Origin of the sequence: Longispora albida DSM 44784 (assembly GCF_000379825.1) — a bacterium.
GTDB lineage: Bacteria > Actinomycetota > Actinomycetes > Mycobacteriales > Micromonosporaceae > Longispora > Longispora albida.
Map to the genome: position 1 here is coordinate 186,800 of NZ_KB903815.1, position 14,879 is coordinate 201,678.

Consider the following 14,879-nt stretch of genomic DNA (forward strand, 5'->3'; position numbering starts at 1 on the left):
ACGGGTGAAACTACGCTAATCCGACGAGGAAGACGATGAGGACGAACCCGAGTCCGAGGATGAGGACGAAGAGCCCGAATCCGACCACGAACCACCCGAACTGGAGCCCGAGTCACCCCACGAGGACGACGGGCCCGAGTCGTAGGAGTAGGGCTGCTGCTCGTAGTACTGCACCTGGCCCCCGCTGTCGGAGCTGTGGTGGTGCCCGTGGCCGTACCCGGGGTGGCCCTGCTGCCACGGCCCGCCCTTGCCTGGGCGCGGCCGGGACGAGCCGGACCGGGAGACGGCGGCGATCGCGATGGCGACAGCCACGAGGACGCCAACGCCCATGATCATGAAGCACAGCAGCGTGGTGATTCTCATGGGCTCAGGATCACCGCCCGGGTCAAGACCCGCTGTCGGCCACCCGACGGAGTGATCAAGAGTTATTCGTACTGGTCACGCGGCCCCGGCCGGTCACGCACCCAGCGCGGCCCCTGGTACCCGCGGCCGGTGCTCGGCCCGTGCACGTTGATCCGGCGGACGACGTTGTGCCCGGTCTCCCTGCCGATCTGGGCGACCAGCTTGGCGGCGATCAGCCGGAGCTGGGTGGCCCAGGCCGTCGACTCCGCCTCGATCGTCAGCTCACCGTTGTCGAGCTTGACCGGCTTGCAGTGCGCGGCGATCTCCGGCCCGACGACGCGGGACCACTCGCCGAAGACCCTGGCCTCGGCGCTGGGCCGCTGCCAGCCGCGCGACTTGATCAGCTTGCCGAGCAGCGAGCCGAGCAGCTGCGGGTCACGCGGGTCTGGCCCCGCTGCCGTGTACCCGCGCTTGCGCCGCTCCGGCGGCAGCCCGGCCTGCTTCTGGGCTGTCTTGCGCGCGACGGCCCGCTTCTGGGCGGCGTCCAGCGCCGCCCGGGCCAGATCCGGCCCGCGCAGCGGCTCCGCGCCGCGCGCAGGACCGGGCGAGGAGGAAGGGTCAGAGGACACGCCGGACCTCGCCCTCGTGGACGTCGTAGCGCGCGCCCTGCAACGCCGCGGGCACGTCACCGGCCACGGCGCAGGTCACGAGGGTCTGCTCGGCCGTGGACACCAGCTCGGCGAGGCGTTCGCGGCGGCCGGTGTCGAGTTCGGCGAAGACGTCGTCGAGCGCGAGGATCGGCTCGATCCCGCCGGCCCGGAGCAGGTCGAAGCTGGCGAGGCGCATCGCCAGGGCGTACGACCAGCTCTCGCCGTGACTCGCGTACCCCTTGACCGGCAGGTCGCCCAGCGTCAGCTTCAGCTCGTCGCGGTGCGGGCCGACGAGGGTCACGCCGCGCTCGATCTCCTGGGTACGCGCCTGGGCCAGGGCCTCCAGCAGCTGGGCCGTCAGGAGGCTGCGGTTGGCGGCGGGCAGGTCATCGCCGAGGCTCGACGAGTACGCCATGTCTGCGTGCCCCTTGCCCTGACTGACCGCCTCGTACGCCCTGGACATCGGCGCGCGCAGCTCCGCGGCCAGCTCCAGCCGCCCGGCCAGCAGCTCGGCGCCGTGCTGGGCGAGGTGGTTGTCCCAGACGTCCAGTGTGGACAGGTCGCGCGAACCGGCACCCGTCTTCCGCGACAGGTACGCCGTGCGCAGCAGAGCGTTGCGCTGTTTGACGACCCGCTCGTAGTCGGAGCGGACGCCGGCGTAGCGCGGCTGCCGGGCGACGAGCAGCTCGTCGAGGAAGCGGCGGCGCTCGGCCGGGTCACCGCGTACCAGGGAGAGGTCTTCTGGTGCGAAGAGCACCATCCGCAGCGCGCCGAGGATGTCTCGTGGCCTGGTGGCCGGCGCGCGGTTGAGCCTGGCGCGGTTGGCCTTGCCTGGCACGATCTCCAGCTCGACCAGCAGCTCGCGGGCGTCGTTGACCACCGTTGACCTGACGATGGCCCGTTCGGCGCCCGACCTGACCAGCGGCGCGTCGGCGGCGACCCGGTGCGAGCCGAGCGTCGCGACGTAGCCCAGGGCCTCCAGCAGGTTGGTCTTGCCCTGGCCGTTGGGGCCGACGAACACGCTCGGCCCGGCCTCCAGCTCGATCGTCAGCTTCTCGTAGCTACGGAAGTCGATGAGTTCGAGATGCCGGGCGTGCAAGTCAGGAGCTCTTCACCGCGTGGCCGCCGAACTGGTTGCGCAGCGCGGCGACGGCCTTCATCGCCGGGGAGTCGTCCTGGCGGGAGGCGAACCTGGCGAACAGCGAAGCGGAGATCACGTGCAGCGGCACGCCGAGCCGGATGGCTTCCTCGACGGTCCAGCGGCCCTCGCCGGAGTCGGCGGCGTAGCCCTTGATGCCTGCCAGCTCCGGGTCTTCCTGGAGGGCGTTGACCAGCAGGTCCAGCAGCCAGGAGCGGACGACGGTGCCCTCGCGCCACGAGGCGAACACCTCGGGGACGTTGGTGACGTGCTCGGAGGCGGCGAGCAGCTCGTAGCCCTCGGCGTAGGCGTGCATCAGGCCGTACTCGATACCGTTGTGCACCATCTTCGCGTAGTGCCCGGCGCCGACCTTGCCGGCGTGCACGAAGCCGGAGTCACCGGCGGGCTTGAGCGCCTCGAAGATCGGCATCAGCCGGGCGACGTCGGCGTCGGAACCGCCGACCATCAGCGCGTACCCGTTCTCCAGGCCCCACACGCCGCCGGACACGCCGGCGTCGATGTAGCCGATGCCCTTGGTGGCCAGGTGGGCGGCGTTGGCCTCGTCTTCGGTGAAGCGGGAGTTACCGCCGTCGATGACGATGTCGCCATCGTCCAGCAGCTCGCGCAGCTCCTCGACGGTCTGCCGGGTCGGGTCGCCGTGCGGGACCATCACCCACACGGCACGCGGGGCCGCGAGCTTCTGCACCATCTCGGCGAGGCTGGCGACGTCGGAGATCTCGGCGTTGCGGTCGTAGCCGACGACGTCGTGCCCGGCGCGGCGGAGCCGCTCGCGCATGTTGCCGCCCATCTTCCCGAGTCCGACCAGCCCGAGCTGCATGTCCGCCCCCTCAGCAGTTCCCTTGGCAGTGATCCGCCCACAGAGCCTAGCCCTGCCCTCTGCCCGCGCGGAGCGAGGTCGCTAGATCGCTGTTACAGCGCCAGAAGCGCTGTTTTACCCCAGCCCCAAATCAAGATCTTTATTTTTGTACCCGCTGCGTGAGGCTGCCGGGGAACCCACGTCCCCCGGCAGCCCTCCCACGACCACAGGCAGCCCGCACGCCCAGCCGGCTACGAGTTGAGCCTGATCGGCATCAGCAGGTACCGGTAGGCGGCCTTAGCGTCGGCGTCGGAGTTGCCGTCCTCGGCGCTCGCCGACAGCACGGCTGGCTTCATCGGGTTCGTGAACGACAGCACCGCGACCGGCCCGTCCAGCACCGACAGGCCGTCGAGCAGGAACTGGTGGTTGAACGCGATCGTCATCGCCTCGCCGGAGTACTCACACTCCAGCGCCTCGCTCGCCCGCGCGTCCTCGGTACCGCCGGCCTCGACGACCAGGCCGTCCTCGCTGAAACTGAGCCGGACCGGAGTGGAGCGCTCCGCCACCAGTGCGACACGCTTGACCACCTCGACCAGCGACGAGGCCTTGACCCGCGCCTGGGCGTTGTACGCGTCAGGGAACAGCGACCGCAGCTTCGGGTAGTCGCCGTCCAGCAGGCGGCTGGTGGCGCGCCGGCCCTCGCCAGCGAAACCGATCATGCCCTCGCCGACGCCGTCGGCCGCGAGCGCGATGGTCACGTTGCCACCGAGCGGGCCGAGCGTCTTGGCGGTGTCGGCCAGCGTCCGCGCCGGTACGAGCGCCTGGAAGCTCGCACCGGGCTCCGCCGGGCTCCAGGTCAGCTCGCGCAGCGCAAGCCGGAACCGGTCGGTCGTGAGCATCGTGAGCGTCTCGCCCTCGAACTCCAGCCGGACGCCCGTCATCATCGGCAGGGTGTCGTCACGGCCCGCGGCTATGGCGACCTGTGCGACAGCGGCCGCGAAGGCCGCAGCGTCGATCTGACCGGCCGTAGGAGGCATCTCCGGCAGGGTGGGGTAGTCCTCGACCGGCATGGTCGGCAGGGTGAACCTGGCGCTGCCACAGGTCAGCTCCAGATGCGAGCCGACAGCAGCCACGTCGACCGGCTTGGCCGGGAGCGCCTTGGTGATCTCGGCGAGCAGGCGGCCGGACACCAGGGTCACGCCGTCGGACTCGGCGTTCACCAGGACCCGCACCTGGCTGGACACCTCGTAGTCGAAGCCGGACACCGTCAGGTGGCCGTCGGCGACCCGCAGCAGCACACCGGCGAGCACCGGAACCGGCGGGCGGTTCGGCAGGCTCTTGGCTGTCCACGCCACTGCCTCGGCGAGCGCGTCTCGCTCTACCCGGAACTTCATGCTGCCCCCTTCATCGATTGCCTTGGATAGCTTGGCTGCGCAGGCGCGGAGAGCGGTTCTCCACAGCTTTTCCCCAGCCCGTTCTTGATCTTTTTCTTCTTTAGAGAAGTACTCGTAGTAGTAGTCGGTCCTGTGGATACTGTGGATAACTCACGTTTTCCCAGGTGAGAAGCGTCGATGCCATGTGGATAACCTGTGGACGAACCTGTGGAGAACCTAGGGGTTTTTCCACAGGCCCTCCGTTGTCCACAATCTGTCCACAGGAAACGGCTAGTTATCCACAGGATATCCACAGGGTTTTCCCCAATCTGTGGATAACACTGTCCACAAGGTTGTCCACAGAAACCCCGCTGTTTTCCACAGATCTTGAGGGTTATCCACAGGCTATCCACAGGGTTGTCCACAGAGTTATCCACAGGCTGTGGAACAGCGATCTTCAACCCATAGGTGTACGTGGATCGAATGCGCGGGAAACGTGAACCGGCCACCGTCCACAGCCGACGCCCGGACCGCTCGACGGCACGGGTGCCGGAGGTGCGGATGGGGCTCGTGGTGTCCGTCTGGGGCCTCTCCGGCACTCGGCAGCCTTCGCCTTGTGCCGTGCCCATCACGGAGCCTGGAGCTTGATGCGGTTGGTCAGCTCGGCGATCTGGTTGTACAGCGAGCGCCGCTCGGCCATCTGCTGCCTGACCTTCCGGTCGGCGTGCATCACCGTCGTATGGTCCCGGCCGCCGAACGCCGCCCCGATCCGGGGCAGTGAGAGGTCGGTCAGCTCTCTGCACAGGTACATGGCGACCTGGCGGGCCCCGACCAGCAGCCGGGAGCGCGAGTGGCCGCGCAGGTCCTCCACGGTCACCCCGAAGTACTCGGCGGTCTCGTGCATGATCTGGTCGGCCGAGAGCTCCGGGCCCTCGCCCTCCGGGATCAGGTCCCGCAGGACCTCCTCCGCGAGGTGCAGCTCGACCGACGTCCGGTTCAGGCTGGCGAAGGCCGTCACCCGGATCAGCGCGCCCTCCAGCTCCCGGATCGACGAGGAGATCTGGGAGGCGATGAACTCCAGTACCTCCGGCGGGGCGTACAGCCGCTCCTGTGCCGCCTTCTTCTGGAGGATCGCGATCCTCGTCTCCAGGTCGGGCATCTGGATGTCGGCGAGCAGGCCCCACTCGAAGCGGGTACGCAGCCGGTCCTCCAGGGTCGCCAGCTGGCGCGGCGAGCGGTCGGAGGTGATCACGATCTGCTTGTTCGCGTTGTGGAGCGTGTTGAAGGTGTGGAAGAACTCCTCCTGGGTCCGTTCCCGGTTCTCCAGGAACTGGATGTCGTCGATCAGGAGGATGTCCACGTCGCGGTACCGGCGCTGGAACGCGCTCGTCTTGTCGTCCCGCAGCGAGTTGATGAAGTCGTTGGTGAATTCCTCGGTGGACACGTAGCGGACGGACCGCGCGTTGCCGAGGGTCACGGAGTAGTGCCCGATCGCGTGCAGCAGGTGGGTCTTGCCCAGCCCGGAGTGCCCGTAGATGAACAGCGGGTTGTACGCCTTGGCCGGCGACTCCGACACGGCGACCGCCGCGGCGTGCGCGAACCGGTTCGACGAGCCGATCACGAACGTCTCGAACATGTACTTCGGGTTGAGCCGGGACAGCCCGTTGTCGGCCTTCGGGTCCCGGCCGGCGTTGCGGCGGACGTAGTCGCCGGGATGCGGGGCGTCGGCGGCCCGGGCGGCGGCGGACTGGGCGCTGCCAGCGGTACTGATCGGTGGCTTGCCGCCCGCGGCACCCTCCAGGGCTGCCGGGCCGCGCCGCTCGGCCTCCAGCGCGTCGGCCGTGGCGTGGTTCGCGATGACCTGGTCGTACTCGACCGGGTTCGTCAGGCCGGGCAGCGCCACGGCCTGGGGCTGGCCGTCCACGTGCGACACCGGGGCGTCTGGCCGCCGGGTACGCCGCGCACGGGACGGGCTCGGCTGCTCGGTCACCGCGGCCTGGCTGGGCGCCGGGTCGAACGGCAGCAACCCTGCCGGGTTGACCGGGGCGGCCTGGACGGCGTGCGGCATCGGAGCCGGGTCGGGCACGACCGGCGGGGCCATCGGCACCGGAGCCTCGTAGACCGGCGGAACTGGAACCGGTGCCGCGGCCGGGGCACCGGGAAGCACAGGAGAAGAGGTGACCGGCGCGGGAGCCGCCTGGGCCTGGTCGGGAGCCGAGGCCGGGTCCGGCGGGCGGACGGTCACGGCCACCTGGATCGGGCGGCCCAGCCTGCGGGACAGCGCCTCGGTGATGGCCGGCCGGAGCTTGGTCTCGATGACGTCCCGGGTGAAGGTGTCGGGGACGGAGATCAGAGCAGTGTCCTCCACCAGGGCGCGGAGCCTGGTGAGCCGCAGATACGCCCGCTGCTGTGGTGAGATCAGGCCGTCGGAGAGCTCGTCCGTCGCCGAGGTCCACACCGTCGCGAGGTCGACCGGATTGTCGGTCACGGCCGCGCCTCCCTGGGTTGAATACCTGGTGTTGACTTGCGAGTGATGAGTTTTCCACAGGCTCCGTACCGGTGCCACAACAGGGCCGAGCCTGTGGAAAACTGGCCGGAGACCGGCGTGTTCGCACATCCCGGTGAGGCACAACACCTGGCCAGCGCCCTACCCTGAAGGGTCGGTGACTTCGACCCTGGGCTATGCTGGTCGGCGCGGCATGCCCGCACCTGTTTCTGAAGTACTCAAGACTACGGAGCCCGTGACGTGAGCAAGCGCACCTTCCAGCCGAACAACCGCCGGCGCGCCAAGACCCACGGCTTCCGGCTGCGCATGAGCACCCGGGCCGGCCGTGCCATCCTGTCCGCCCGCCGGGGCAAGGGCCGCAAGACCCTCTCCGCCTAGGTCCTGCGACCGGTCTGCTGAGCCGTGTAGTGCTGCCCGCCGCATCCAGGCTGCGCCGCCGCGCCGAGTTCAGCGTGACCGTCCGCTCTGGCCGCAAGGCCAGCCGGGGCTCGCTCGTCGTGCACCTGGCGCCCGCGCCAGAGCCGGAAGCAGTATCGCCAGCGTCGGAAACCCGCCCGGAGGGCCTCCCAGTGCCCCGGGCGGGTTTCGTCGTGTCCAAAGCCGTCGGCAACGCCGTGACCCGTAACAAGGTCAAGCGGCGGCTGCGCGCCCTGGTCGGCTCCCGGCTGGAGGGCCTGCCGCCCGGCAGCTCGCTCGTCGTGCGGGCGCTGCCGAGCGCCGCGGCCCGCTCGTACGAGAAGATGGGTGTTGATCTCGACGAGGCGCTCGCCGCGGCACAGGCGCCGCGCAGGCAGCGAGGAGGCGCGTGATGGCCGCCGTGCCGTTTCCCACGACATTCGCAGCCCGTTTACTGGCTTTCCCGATCGTCGCGTACCGTCGATGGGTAAGCCCGGCGCTGCCGGCGCGCTGCCGGTTCCACCCGTCCTGTAGTGCCTACGCTCTGGAGGCGTTGGCTACGCACGGTGCCTTGCGGGGGATCCGGCTGACGCTCTGGCGGCTGCTGCGCTGCCAACCATTCCACCCAGGCGGCTATGACCCGGTGCCCCTGCCGGGCGGCCGCCACCCTGGCGATGCGACTGGAGCCGTGACGTGAGTCTCGACTGGATCTACTGGGGCATCTCGTGGCTGCTCCTGCGCTGGCACGAGCTCTGGGACGGCATCGGTGTGCCCGCCACCAAGGTGATCGGCACGAACTGGTCCTGGATCCTCGCCATCGTCTTCCTGGTGATCACCGTCCGGATCCTGCTCTTCCCGCTGTTCGTGAAGCAGATCCGCTCCCAGCGGGCCATGCAGGCCATCCAGCCCAAGGTCAAGGAACTCCAGGCCAAGCACAAGGGCGACAAGGAGACCCTCCAGCGTGAGCTGATGGAGCTCTACCGCAAGGAGAAGGCCAACCCGCTGATGGGCTGCCTCCCCCTGCTGCTCCAGATGCCGGTCTTCCTCGGCCTGCTGCACGTCCTGCGCCGGATCACCCCGGACAACAACCTCACGACGCTGTACGGCTGGACCGACGCCCAGTTCAAGAGCGCAGCCGACGCCCAGCTGCTCGGCGCGCCGATCTCCGCGAAGTTCGGCTCGACGGCCGGTGAGCTCGCCGCCTGGGGCGCCAGCACCACGACAGTGAAGATCGTGTCGGGCCTGCTGATCCTGACGATGATGGTCACGACGTACCTGACCAGCCGTCAGATGATCCTCAAGACCGGATGGTCGGAGGACCCGCAGCAGAAGATGATCCAGCGGCTGATGCTCTACGGCATCCCGGTCACCCTGCTGATCTCCGGGTACCTGTTCCCGATCGGCGTGATCATCTACTGGGTCACCACCAACCTCTTCTCCCTGGGCCAGCAGTTCTGGGTGCTGAAGAAGTACCCGCCGCCGCCTGCCACCGTGAAGGTCGGCGAGAAGACCAAGACCGCAGCCCCGATCGCCACCACCGTCGAGGCCCCGAAGCCCGGCGTGAAGCCCGCCAACCCCAAGAAGCGCGGGGCACGGCGGTAGCAGGGCCGAGGAACTTCAGACCACTGGCGTTGGGCGCCGAACCGCCGGAACGTAGGAGATAAACACTGTGACCGACACGAGCACGCCACAGGCCGAACCGGCCGCCGAGGCCGCCGCTAAGCCGGCCAAGGTCCAGGCCGATCCGGAGGCGCTGTTCCGGGAGAGCGAGATCGCGGCCGACTACCTCGAGGGGCTGCTCGACATCCTCGACTACGACGGGGACATCGACGAGGTGGTCCAGAACGGCCGGCCGCTCGTCGAGATCGTCGGTGACGGGCTGGACGGCCTGGTCGGCCCGCGGGGCGCGACCCTGGAGGCCCTGCAGGAGCTGGCCCGGCTGGCGGTCTACAACCAGACCGGTCACCCGAGCCGGCTGCTGGTCGACGTCGGCGGCTTCCGCGACGCCCGCCGCAAGGAGCTGGCCGCGATCGCCAAGACCGCTATCGACAAGGTCAAGGAGAGCGGTGAGGCCCTCCGGCTGGAGCCGATGAGCGCGTTCGAGCGCAAGTGCGTGCACGACGTGATCACCGCGACCGCCGGTGTGCGCAGCGAATCCGAAGGCGTCGAGCCGGCTCGCCGCGTCGTCGTCCTGCCGGAGTGATGAGCACTTCGCCCGGGCCGGACGAGAACGCGATGGCGTCCGAGCCCGGGCTTTCGGGTTCTTCCGCTGCCGAGAACACGGACGCTGCAGAGAACACGGACGCTGCAGAGAACACGGACGCTGCCGAGAGCCCGGAGGTGCCTGCTGACGGCAGCCTGCCGGAGGAGTTCGCCGCTGCCGCCAGCGAGGTGTTCGGAGACCAGCTCGACACCGCCAAGGAGTACGCGCGGCTGCTCGCGACCGACGGCGTGATCCGTGGCCTGATCGGCCCGCGTGAGGCACCCAGGATCTGGGAACGTCACCTGCTCAACTGCGCCGTCCTCGGGGAACTGATCCCGTTGGGCGCGTCTGTGATTGATGTGGGCTCTGGGGCAGGTTTGCCCGGTATCGTACTGGCTGTGGCCCGGCCAGATCTCCAGGTGACCCTGGTGGAGCCGCTCGCCCGGCGGACCGCCTTCCTGGACGAGGTGGTCAGCCAGCTCCGCCTGACCGGGGTCACCGTGACCCGGGGCCGGGCGGAGGAAGTGGACGTGGCACCCGCCGACGTGGTCACCGCCCGTGCCGTGGCACCCCTCGACCGGCTGGCCCGCTGGTGCCTGCCGCTCGCCGCGGCCGGAGGCAGGCTGCTCGCGTTGAAGGGTTCGTCAGCCGGGGACGAGATCGCCGAGCACCAGCACGTCCTGCGCAAGCTGGGCGGCGGGCCCGCCCGGGTACTCACGTGCGGGCAGGGCCTGGTGGAGCCGCCCACGACCGTGGTGGAAGTGGTCAGGGAACGAGTCGTCGCAGCAGGGGGCAGCCGGCTCCGACGCCGGTGACAGACACGCCGAGGGGGGCTGATGGCGGTGGGCCGGAAACGAAAGCAAGGACGGCCGCCCAGCGCCGTCGACGGCCGGCTGAGCGAGTCGGTCGGCAACGCCACCTCTGACGAGACGCAGGTACGGTCCGGCCGGATGAGCCGGGGAGTGACCAGGTCCCCGTTCGGTGCGGTACCGGGTGCGCCGGCTCCTGGCGGGCGTCCCGGGGCCGGGTCCGGCGCCGAGGGTGGCGTCCCGGCGGTGGCGTTCTCCTCGCCCGAGCCGGTGATCGAGGTCCGGCGGGCGTCCGGCTCCGCACCGGCGCCGAGGTACTTCGGGGACGGCGGTTTCGTCGCCAGGGACGCGGGCCCGGCTGGCGCCGGCGTGGACGGCGCGGTACCGGATGATGGGGTTGATCTTCGGGGTGCGGCCGGGCGCGATGGTCGATCGGGCAAATCCGGTAAGACCACGATGGACCCCCGCAAGGGCGGACAGTCCACAGCAAACTCCCGCCGGAAACCTGTCACTTCGCTGTCGGGTCGTGATTCGAGTACGGGCGCCGATGGCGAGTACGGCTCTGTCCCCGTAGGCTTGCCGAGCGCCCCCCGATCGGGCGGAGACGCGGTGCCGGCCCCATCCGGTGCAGACTCCTCCGGAAGACCTGGAGATTCGGAGTCGCCCGCGGCTCAGGGAGCCGAATCCAGCGGAGCGGACACGGTGCAGGACGACAGCTACGGCGATGTTTCACGTGAAACCAGCGACATCCCGCACCCCCGGATGGGGGATGTTTCACGTGAAACGAGCGCGACCGACATTGACGATGATCTTCCGCTGGCGATGGAGGCCAAGCGGGCGGTGAAGGTGCTCAACCCGGGTGGCAACGCCCTGCTGCCCCGCCCGGCCCACCGCCGGGTCATGTGCATCGCGAACCAGAAGGGCGGCGTGGGTAAGACCACCACCACGGTCAACGTGGCGGTTGCCCTGGCCCTGCACGGCAACCGGGTGCTGGTGATCGACCTCGACCCGCAGGGCAACGCCTCGACCGGGCTCGGCGTGGACCATCACGCCGGAGTGCCCAGTATTTACGATGCTTTGATTGACAATGTCCCGTTGTGGGAGGTCACCCAGCAGGTCGAGGGCATCCCGAACCTGGCCTGTGTGCCCGCGACCATCGACCTGGCCGGCGCCGAGATCGAGCTGGTGAGCGTCGTGGCCCGGGAGTCGCGGCTCAAGCGGGCGATCGAGTCGTATCCCGAGGAGCTGGACTACGTCCTGATCGACTGCCCGCCCTCGCTCGGCCTGCTGACGGTCAACGCGCTCGTCGCGGCCGAGGAGGTCATGATCCCGATCCAGTGTGAGTACTACGCGCTGGAGGGTCTCGGCCAGCTGATCCGCAACATCGACCTCGTCCAGGCGCACCTGAACCCGCGGATCGAGGTCTCCACCATCCTGCTCACCATGTACGACAAGCGGACCCGGCTGGCCGACCAGGTCGAGCAGGAGGTCCGCGGATACTTCGCCGACAAGGTTCTTCAGGCGGTTATCCCCAGAAACGTCCGAGTTTCCGAGGCGCCTAGCTATGGTCAGTCCGTGATGACCTACGACCCGGGCTCACGAGGCGCGACGAGTTACTTCGAGGCGGCGCAGGAGATCGCGCAGCGTGGGGCGAAGCTGGGAGGCGGCGCATGAAGAACAACCGACGGCCGGGCGGACTGGGCCGGGGACTCGGCGCACTGATCCCCTCCGGGCCCGTCGCCGGGGCGGTCGCCGAGGCTGAGCGACCGGCGCCTCCGGCTCCCGCGCCGGAGACCGCTTCCGCCTCGGTCGAGGAGGTCGCTGCCCCGGTTTCTGTGGCTCAGGCCGCTGTGCCCGCCCAGGCCGTGCCGGTCGCGGCCGAAGAGCTTTCGCCGGTACCGGGAGCGCGGTTCCGTGAGCTGCCGATCGACGCGATCACGCCGAACCCCAAGCAGCCCAGGCAGATCTTCGACGACGAGGCGCTCGACGAGCTCAAGACCTCGATCCGTGAGGTCGGCTTCCTCCAGCCGATCGTCGTCCGGGAAGCCGGGGAGGGCAAGTACGAGCTGATCATGGGTGAGCGCCGCTGGCGGTCCGCCCAGGCGATCGGGCTCACCGCGATCCCGGCCATCATCCGGGAGACCTCCGACGACGCGCTGCTCCGGGACGCCCTGCTGGAGAACATCCACCGGGCCAACCTGAACCCGCTCGAAGAGGGCGCTGCCTACCAGCAGCTGCTCGAAGAGTTCGGCGCGACCCACGAGGAACTGTCGAAGCGGATCGGCCGCAGCCGCCCCCAGATCACCAACACCATCCGGCTGCTGAACCTGCCGCCGTCGGTGCAGCGCCGCGTCGCGGCCGGCGTCCTGACGGCTGGGCACGCGCGGGCACTGCTGTCCCTGGACTCGGCGGACGCCCAGGAGGCGCTGGCGCTGCGGATCGTGGCCGAGGGCCTGTCGGTCCGGGTCACCGAGGAGCTGGTGTCGCTCGGCGTGCAGGAAACCAAGAAGGCGAGCCCGGCGGCGCGGCGCGCGGTACCCCGGGCGCCCGCGCTGAGCGAGCTGGCCGAGAAGCTGTGCGACCGGTTCGACACCAAGGTGAAGGTGGACCTCGGCAAGCGCAAGGGCAAGATCACGATCGAGTTCGCCACTGTGGACGACCTGGAGCGGATCGTGGGCGTGATCGGCCTGGACCGTCCGGCGGACGAAGACTGAGCAAGGTTGGCAGGAGAGGGTCCCGGTTGGCTTCGGCCGCCGGGGCTCTTTTGTGTTCGGGGCTTGGGGGCCGGCCGGGGTGGGGAAGCGGGAGTCTGCTCGCGTCCGGGGGCGGCGGTGGTGACTGTCTATCGTGGATCTGGTGTTGTAGTGGTGATGCTCGATGGGTGCGCGATGTGGTGGGCATTTCGGGGCGAATACTGACTTATCTCCAGCCTACCCGATCACCCACGGGAGAAACGTCACGGTGACGGAAGTCCGGTCGCACCTGCGGTGTGTCCAAGGTGGCGCGACTGGGCTAAGGTCCGGATGTGGCCGACGACACCCCTGCTCAGCCTGACCCGACCCGCTCATCCCAGGGACTTCCCGACTTCGTCTCCTGGCCGACCTTTCCTTTCGAGGGTGACTTCACGGTGCGCCCCCTCGACCCGCCGGTCGATCTCGAACCGGACCGGGAGGGCGAAGACCCGAGTACCTGCACGGCATGCAAGCGCACCGACGAGGAGTACATCTGGGTCGACGAGCGCTGGCGGCTCCGGGCTCTCGGCCCGACCGGCCTGCCGATCGTGCTGATGCTGGAGACCCGGTCGCACCTCGACCTCGGCGACCTGCCGAACCTGCTCGCCACCGAGATGGGCGTGCTGACTGTCCGGCTCGAACGGGCGATCCGCTGCCTCGACGGGGTGGCCCGGGTCCACGTGAACCGGTGGGGGGATGGGTCCGCCCACCTGCACCTGTGGTTCCTGGCCCGGCCGTACGGGCAGTTGCAGCTCCGGGGAACCTTCCTCTCGCTGTGGGACGACGTGCTGCCCCCGGTGCCGGAGCGGCCGTGGCTGGAGAACCTGGCGTTCGTCGCGGCGTACCTCGCTGAGCACGGTGGCCGGGCGGTCGCCGCCCCGCCGCCGATCGACTGGGGGAACGACCCGGGCGGGGAGTGAGCCGGAAAGTACTGAGCACCGGGGCGATGTTTCACGTGAAACATCGCCCCGGTGCTGTGTTGCGGGGCTGGGATGGGACGCCATGTTTCACGTGAAACATGGGCTGGAAAACGGGGAGAGTGCAGGGATGAGGGAGTCGTTGCAACACATCGCTGGTCAGGCCTGGCTGTATCCGGCCGACCCCGACCCGGCGAAGATTCAGGCGGGCGTCGGCGTGATCGTGACCGAGGAGGGCTCGGTGATCGTCGACGCCGGGTACACCCCGGGACTAGCCAGGGACGTGCAGGCCGCGATCGCCGAGGCTGGGCTGCCGCCCGCGCGCTGGCTGGTGTACACCCACCACCACTGGGATCACGTCTGGGGCGCGGGTGCCTGGGACGGGGTGGAGGTGATCGGGCACGAGAGCGGGTACGCCTTGCTGGCTGCGGAGGCCGCCCGGCCGTGGAGTCACCGGTACCTGGCGGAGCAGATGGCCGCCGACCCCCGGCTGGAGCCCAGCTTCACGGCCCGGGCGCAGGCGATGGCCGGCTGGGCAGGCTTGGAGAACTGGGCGGACGACGGGTTCGCGATCCGCCTGCCGGACCGGACCTTCACCGATCGGCTGGAGCTGCCGGGCGGCGTGCAGGTCCGGCACGTGGGCGGGCAGCACGCCCCGGACTCGACGATCGTGACGGCCGGGAGCCCGGGCCCGGGGTCGGTCATGTTCGTGGGGGACTGCTATTTCCCGCCGCCGTACCACTTGCGGCAGCCGGGTGACCGGGCCGATCTCGGGATGGCGAAGCGGCTGCTGTCGGAGGGGTACGACTGGTTCGTGGACAGCCACTCGCCGCCTCGCCGGAGGGCTGATGTTTCACGTGAAACATGAGTCACAGGCAGCTCGTCGGCCGGACCACGCCGNCGGGCTGACCGTGAAGCGCCGGCAGGCGTCGCGAGAGTAACGGCGCCTGGGCGCGGGTTGGGCGGGCTGGCCGCGGTTCGCTTTGTGCTCCGACC

Annotated in this window: 16 protein-coding genes; 10 read left to right on the forward strand and 6 right to left on the reverse strand. The window is 69.5% G+C overall.

Annotated features, from left to right (window positions below; translation table 11 throughout):
- Window positions 1-15 precede the first annotated feature (15 nt).
- The 6 genes from A3G1_RS41365 to dnaA all read right to left on the reverse strand — a co-directional run bounded on the left by A3G1_RS41365 (window position 16) and on the right by dnaA (window position 6,808).
- Window positions 16-363, reverse strand: coding sequence for a hypothetical protein (locus A3G1_RS41365; protein WP_018349174.1), 348 nt, complete (start codon window positions 361-363; stop codon window positions 16-18).
- A 62-nt stretch (window positions 364-425) separates the two neighbouring features.
- Window positions 426-971, reverse strand: coding sequence for a DciA family protein (locus A3G1_RS0109150; RefSeq protein WP_018349175.1), 546 nt, complete (start codon window positions 969-971; stop codon window positions 426-428).
- Complete coding sequence (recF, locus tag A3G1_RS0109155; RefSeq protein WP_018349176.1) at window positions 961-2,091, reverse strand: DNA replication/repair protein RecF; 1,131 nt, start codon at window positions 2,089-2,091, stop codon at window positions 961-963. The genes A3G1_RS0109150 and recF overlap by 11 nt, the downstream gene beginning before the upstream one ends.
- A 1-nt stretch (window position 2,092) precedes the next feature.
- Window positions 2,093-2,968: a phosphogluconate dehydrogenase (NAD(+)-dependent, decarboxylating) gene (gene gnd, locus A3G1_RS0109160; protein ID WP_018349177.1), complete on the reverse strand. Its 876-nt coding sequence runs from the start codon at window positions 2,966-2,968 to the stop codon at window positions 2,093-2,095.
- 230 nt (window positions 2,969-3,198) lie between these two features.
- Window positions 3,199-4,341 carry a DNA polymerase III subunit beta gene (dnaN, locus tag A3G1_RS0109165; protein ID WP_018349178.1) on the reverse strand — a complete coding sequence of 381 codons (1,143 nt, stop codon included), beginning with the start codon at window positions 4,339-4,341 and terminating at the stop codon, window positions 3,199-3,201.
- A gap of 607 nt (window positions 4,342-4,948) precedes the next feature.
- Complete coding sequence (dnaA, locus tag A3G1_RS0109170) at window positions 4,949-6,808, reverse strand: chromosomal replication initiator protein DnaA (RefSeq protein ID WP_018349179.1); 1,860 nt, start codon at window positions 6,806-6,808, stop codon at window positions 4,949-4,951.
- Window positions 6,809-7,066: 258 nt separating this feature from the next.
- Between dnaA and rpmH the strand changes: the two genes are divergently transcribed.
- The 10 genes from rpmH (at window position 7,067) to A3G1_RS0109215 (ending at window position 14,751) form a co-directional block, all read left to right on the forward strand.
- Window positions 7,067-7,204, forward strand: a complete 138-nt coding sequence (gene rpmH / locus A3G1_RS0109175; protein ID WP_018349180.1) for a 50S ribosomal protein L34 — start codon at window positions 7,067-7,069, stop codon at window positions 7,202-7,204.
- Between the two features lie 29 nt (window positions 7,205-7,233).
- Complete coding sequence (gene rnpA, locus A3G1_RS0109180; protein WP_018349181.1) at window positions 7,234-7,635, forward strand: ribonuclease P protein component; 402 nt, start codon at window positions 7,234-7,236, stop codon at window positions 7,633-7,635.
- Complete coding sequence (yidD, locus tag A3G1_RS39515; protein ID WP_083936823.1) at window positions 7,635-7,919, forward strand: membrane protein insertion efficiency factor YidD; 285 nt, start codon at window positions 7,635-7,637, stop codon at window positions 7,917-7,919. The genes rnpA and yidD overlap by 1 nt, the downstream gene beginning before the upstream one ends.
- Complete coding sequence (yidC, locus tag A3G1_RS0109185; RefSeq protein ID WP_018349182.1) at window positions 7,916-8,824, forward strand: membrane protein insertase YidC; 909 nt, start codon at window positions 7,916-7,918, stop codon at window positions 8,822-8,824. The genes yidD and yidC overlap by 4 nt, the downstream gene beginning before the upstream one ends.
- Before the next feature lie 67 nt (window positions 8,825-8,891).
- Window positions 8,892-9,425 (forward strand): Jag family protein, encoded by a 534-nt coding sequence (locus tag A3G1_RS0109190; protein WP_018349183.1) that lies wholly within the window; start codon window positions 8,892-8,894, stop codon window positions 9,423-9,425.
- Entirely contained in the window at window positions 9,425-10,240 is an 816-nt protein-coding gene (rsmG, locus tag A3G1_RS0109195) for a 16S rRNA (guanine(527)-N(7))-methyltransferase RsmG (protein ID WP_018349184.1), read from the forward strand. Before A3G1_RS0109190 ends, rsmG begins: the two co-directional genes overlap by 1 nt.
- A gap of 510 nt (window positions 10,241-10,750) precedes the next feature.
- Window positions 10,751-11,908 (forward strand): ParA family protein, encoded by a 1,158-nt coding sequence (locus A3G1_RS0109200; protein ID WP_425411378.1) that lies wholly within the window; start codon window positions 10,751-10,753, stop codon window positions 11,906-11,908.
- On the forward strand, window positions 11,905-12,948 hold the full coding sequence (locus A3G1_RS0109205) for a ParB/RepB/Spo0J family partition protein (RefSeq protein WP_018349186.1): 1,044 nt from the start codon (window positions 11,905-11,907) through the stop codon (window positions 12,946-12,948). Before A3G1_RS0109200 ends, A3G1_RS0109205 begins: the two co-directional genes overlap by 4 nt.
- Window positions 12,949-13,259: 311 nt before the next feature.
- Window positions 13,260-13,886, forward strand: coding sequence for a hypothetical protein (locus tag A3G1_RS0109210; protein WP_018349187.1), 627 nt, complete (start codon window positions 13,260-13,262; stop codon window positions 13,884-13,886).
- Window positions 13,887-14,013: 127 nt separating this feature from the next.
- The gene (locus A3G1_RS0109215; protein ID WP_018349188.1) at window positions 14,014-14,751 is read left to right on the forward strand and encodes an MBL fold metallo-hydrolase; all 738 of its coding nucleotides are present in this window, start codon (window positions 14,014-14,016) and stop codon (window positions 14,749-14,751) included.
- The last annotated feature ends 128 nt before the right edge of the window (window positions 14,752-14,879 follow it).

Excerpts from the sequence above, each read along its gene's own strand:
- A3G1_RS0109215 (WP_018349188.1), top strand. The coding sequence starts at position 14,014 with ATGAGGGAGTCGTTGCAACACATCGCTGGTCAGGCCTGGCTGTATCCG.
- rsmG (WP_018349184.1), top strand. The coding sequence starts at position 9,425 with ATGAGCACTTCGCCCGGGCCGGACGAGAACGCGATGGCGTCCGAGCCC.
- A3G1_RS41365 (WP_018349174.1), bottom strand. The coding sequence starts at position 363 with ATGAGAATCACCACGCTGCTGTGCTTCATGATCATGGGCGTTGGCGTC.
- dnaN (WP_018349178.1), bottom strand. The coding sequence starts at position 4,341 with ATGAAGTTCCGGGTAGAGCGAGACGCGCTCGCCGAGGCAGTGGCGTGG.
- yidD (WP_083936823.1), top strand. The coding sequence starts at position 7,635 with ATGGCCGCCGTGCCGTTTCCCACGACATTCGCAGCCCGTTTACTGGCT.
- gnd (WP_018349177.1), bottom strand. The coding sequence starts at position 2,968 with ATGCAGCTCGGGCTGGTCGGACTCGGGAAGATGGGCGGCAACATGCGC.
- A3G1_RS0109205 (WP_018349186.1), top strand. The coding sequence starts at position 11,905 with ATGAAGAACAACCGACGGCCGGGCGGACTGGGCCGGGGACTCGGCGCA.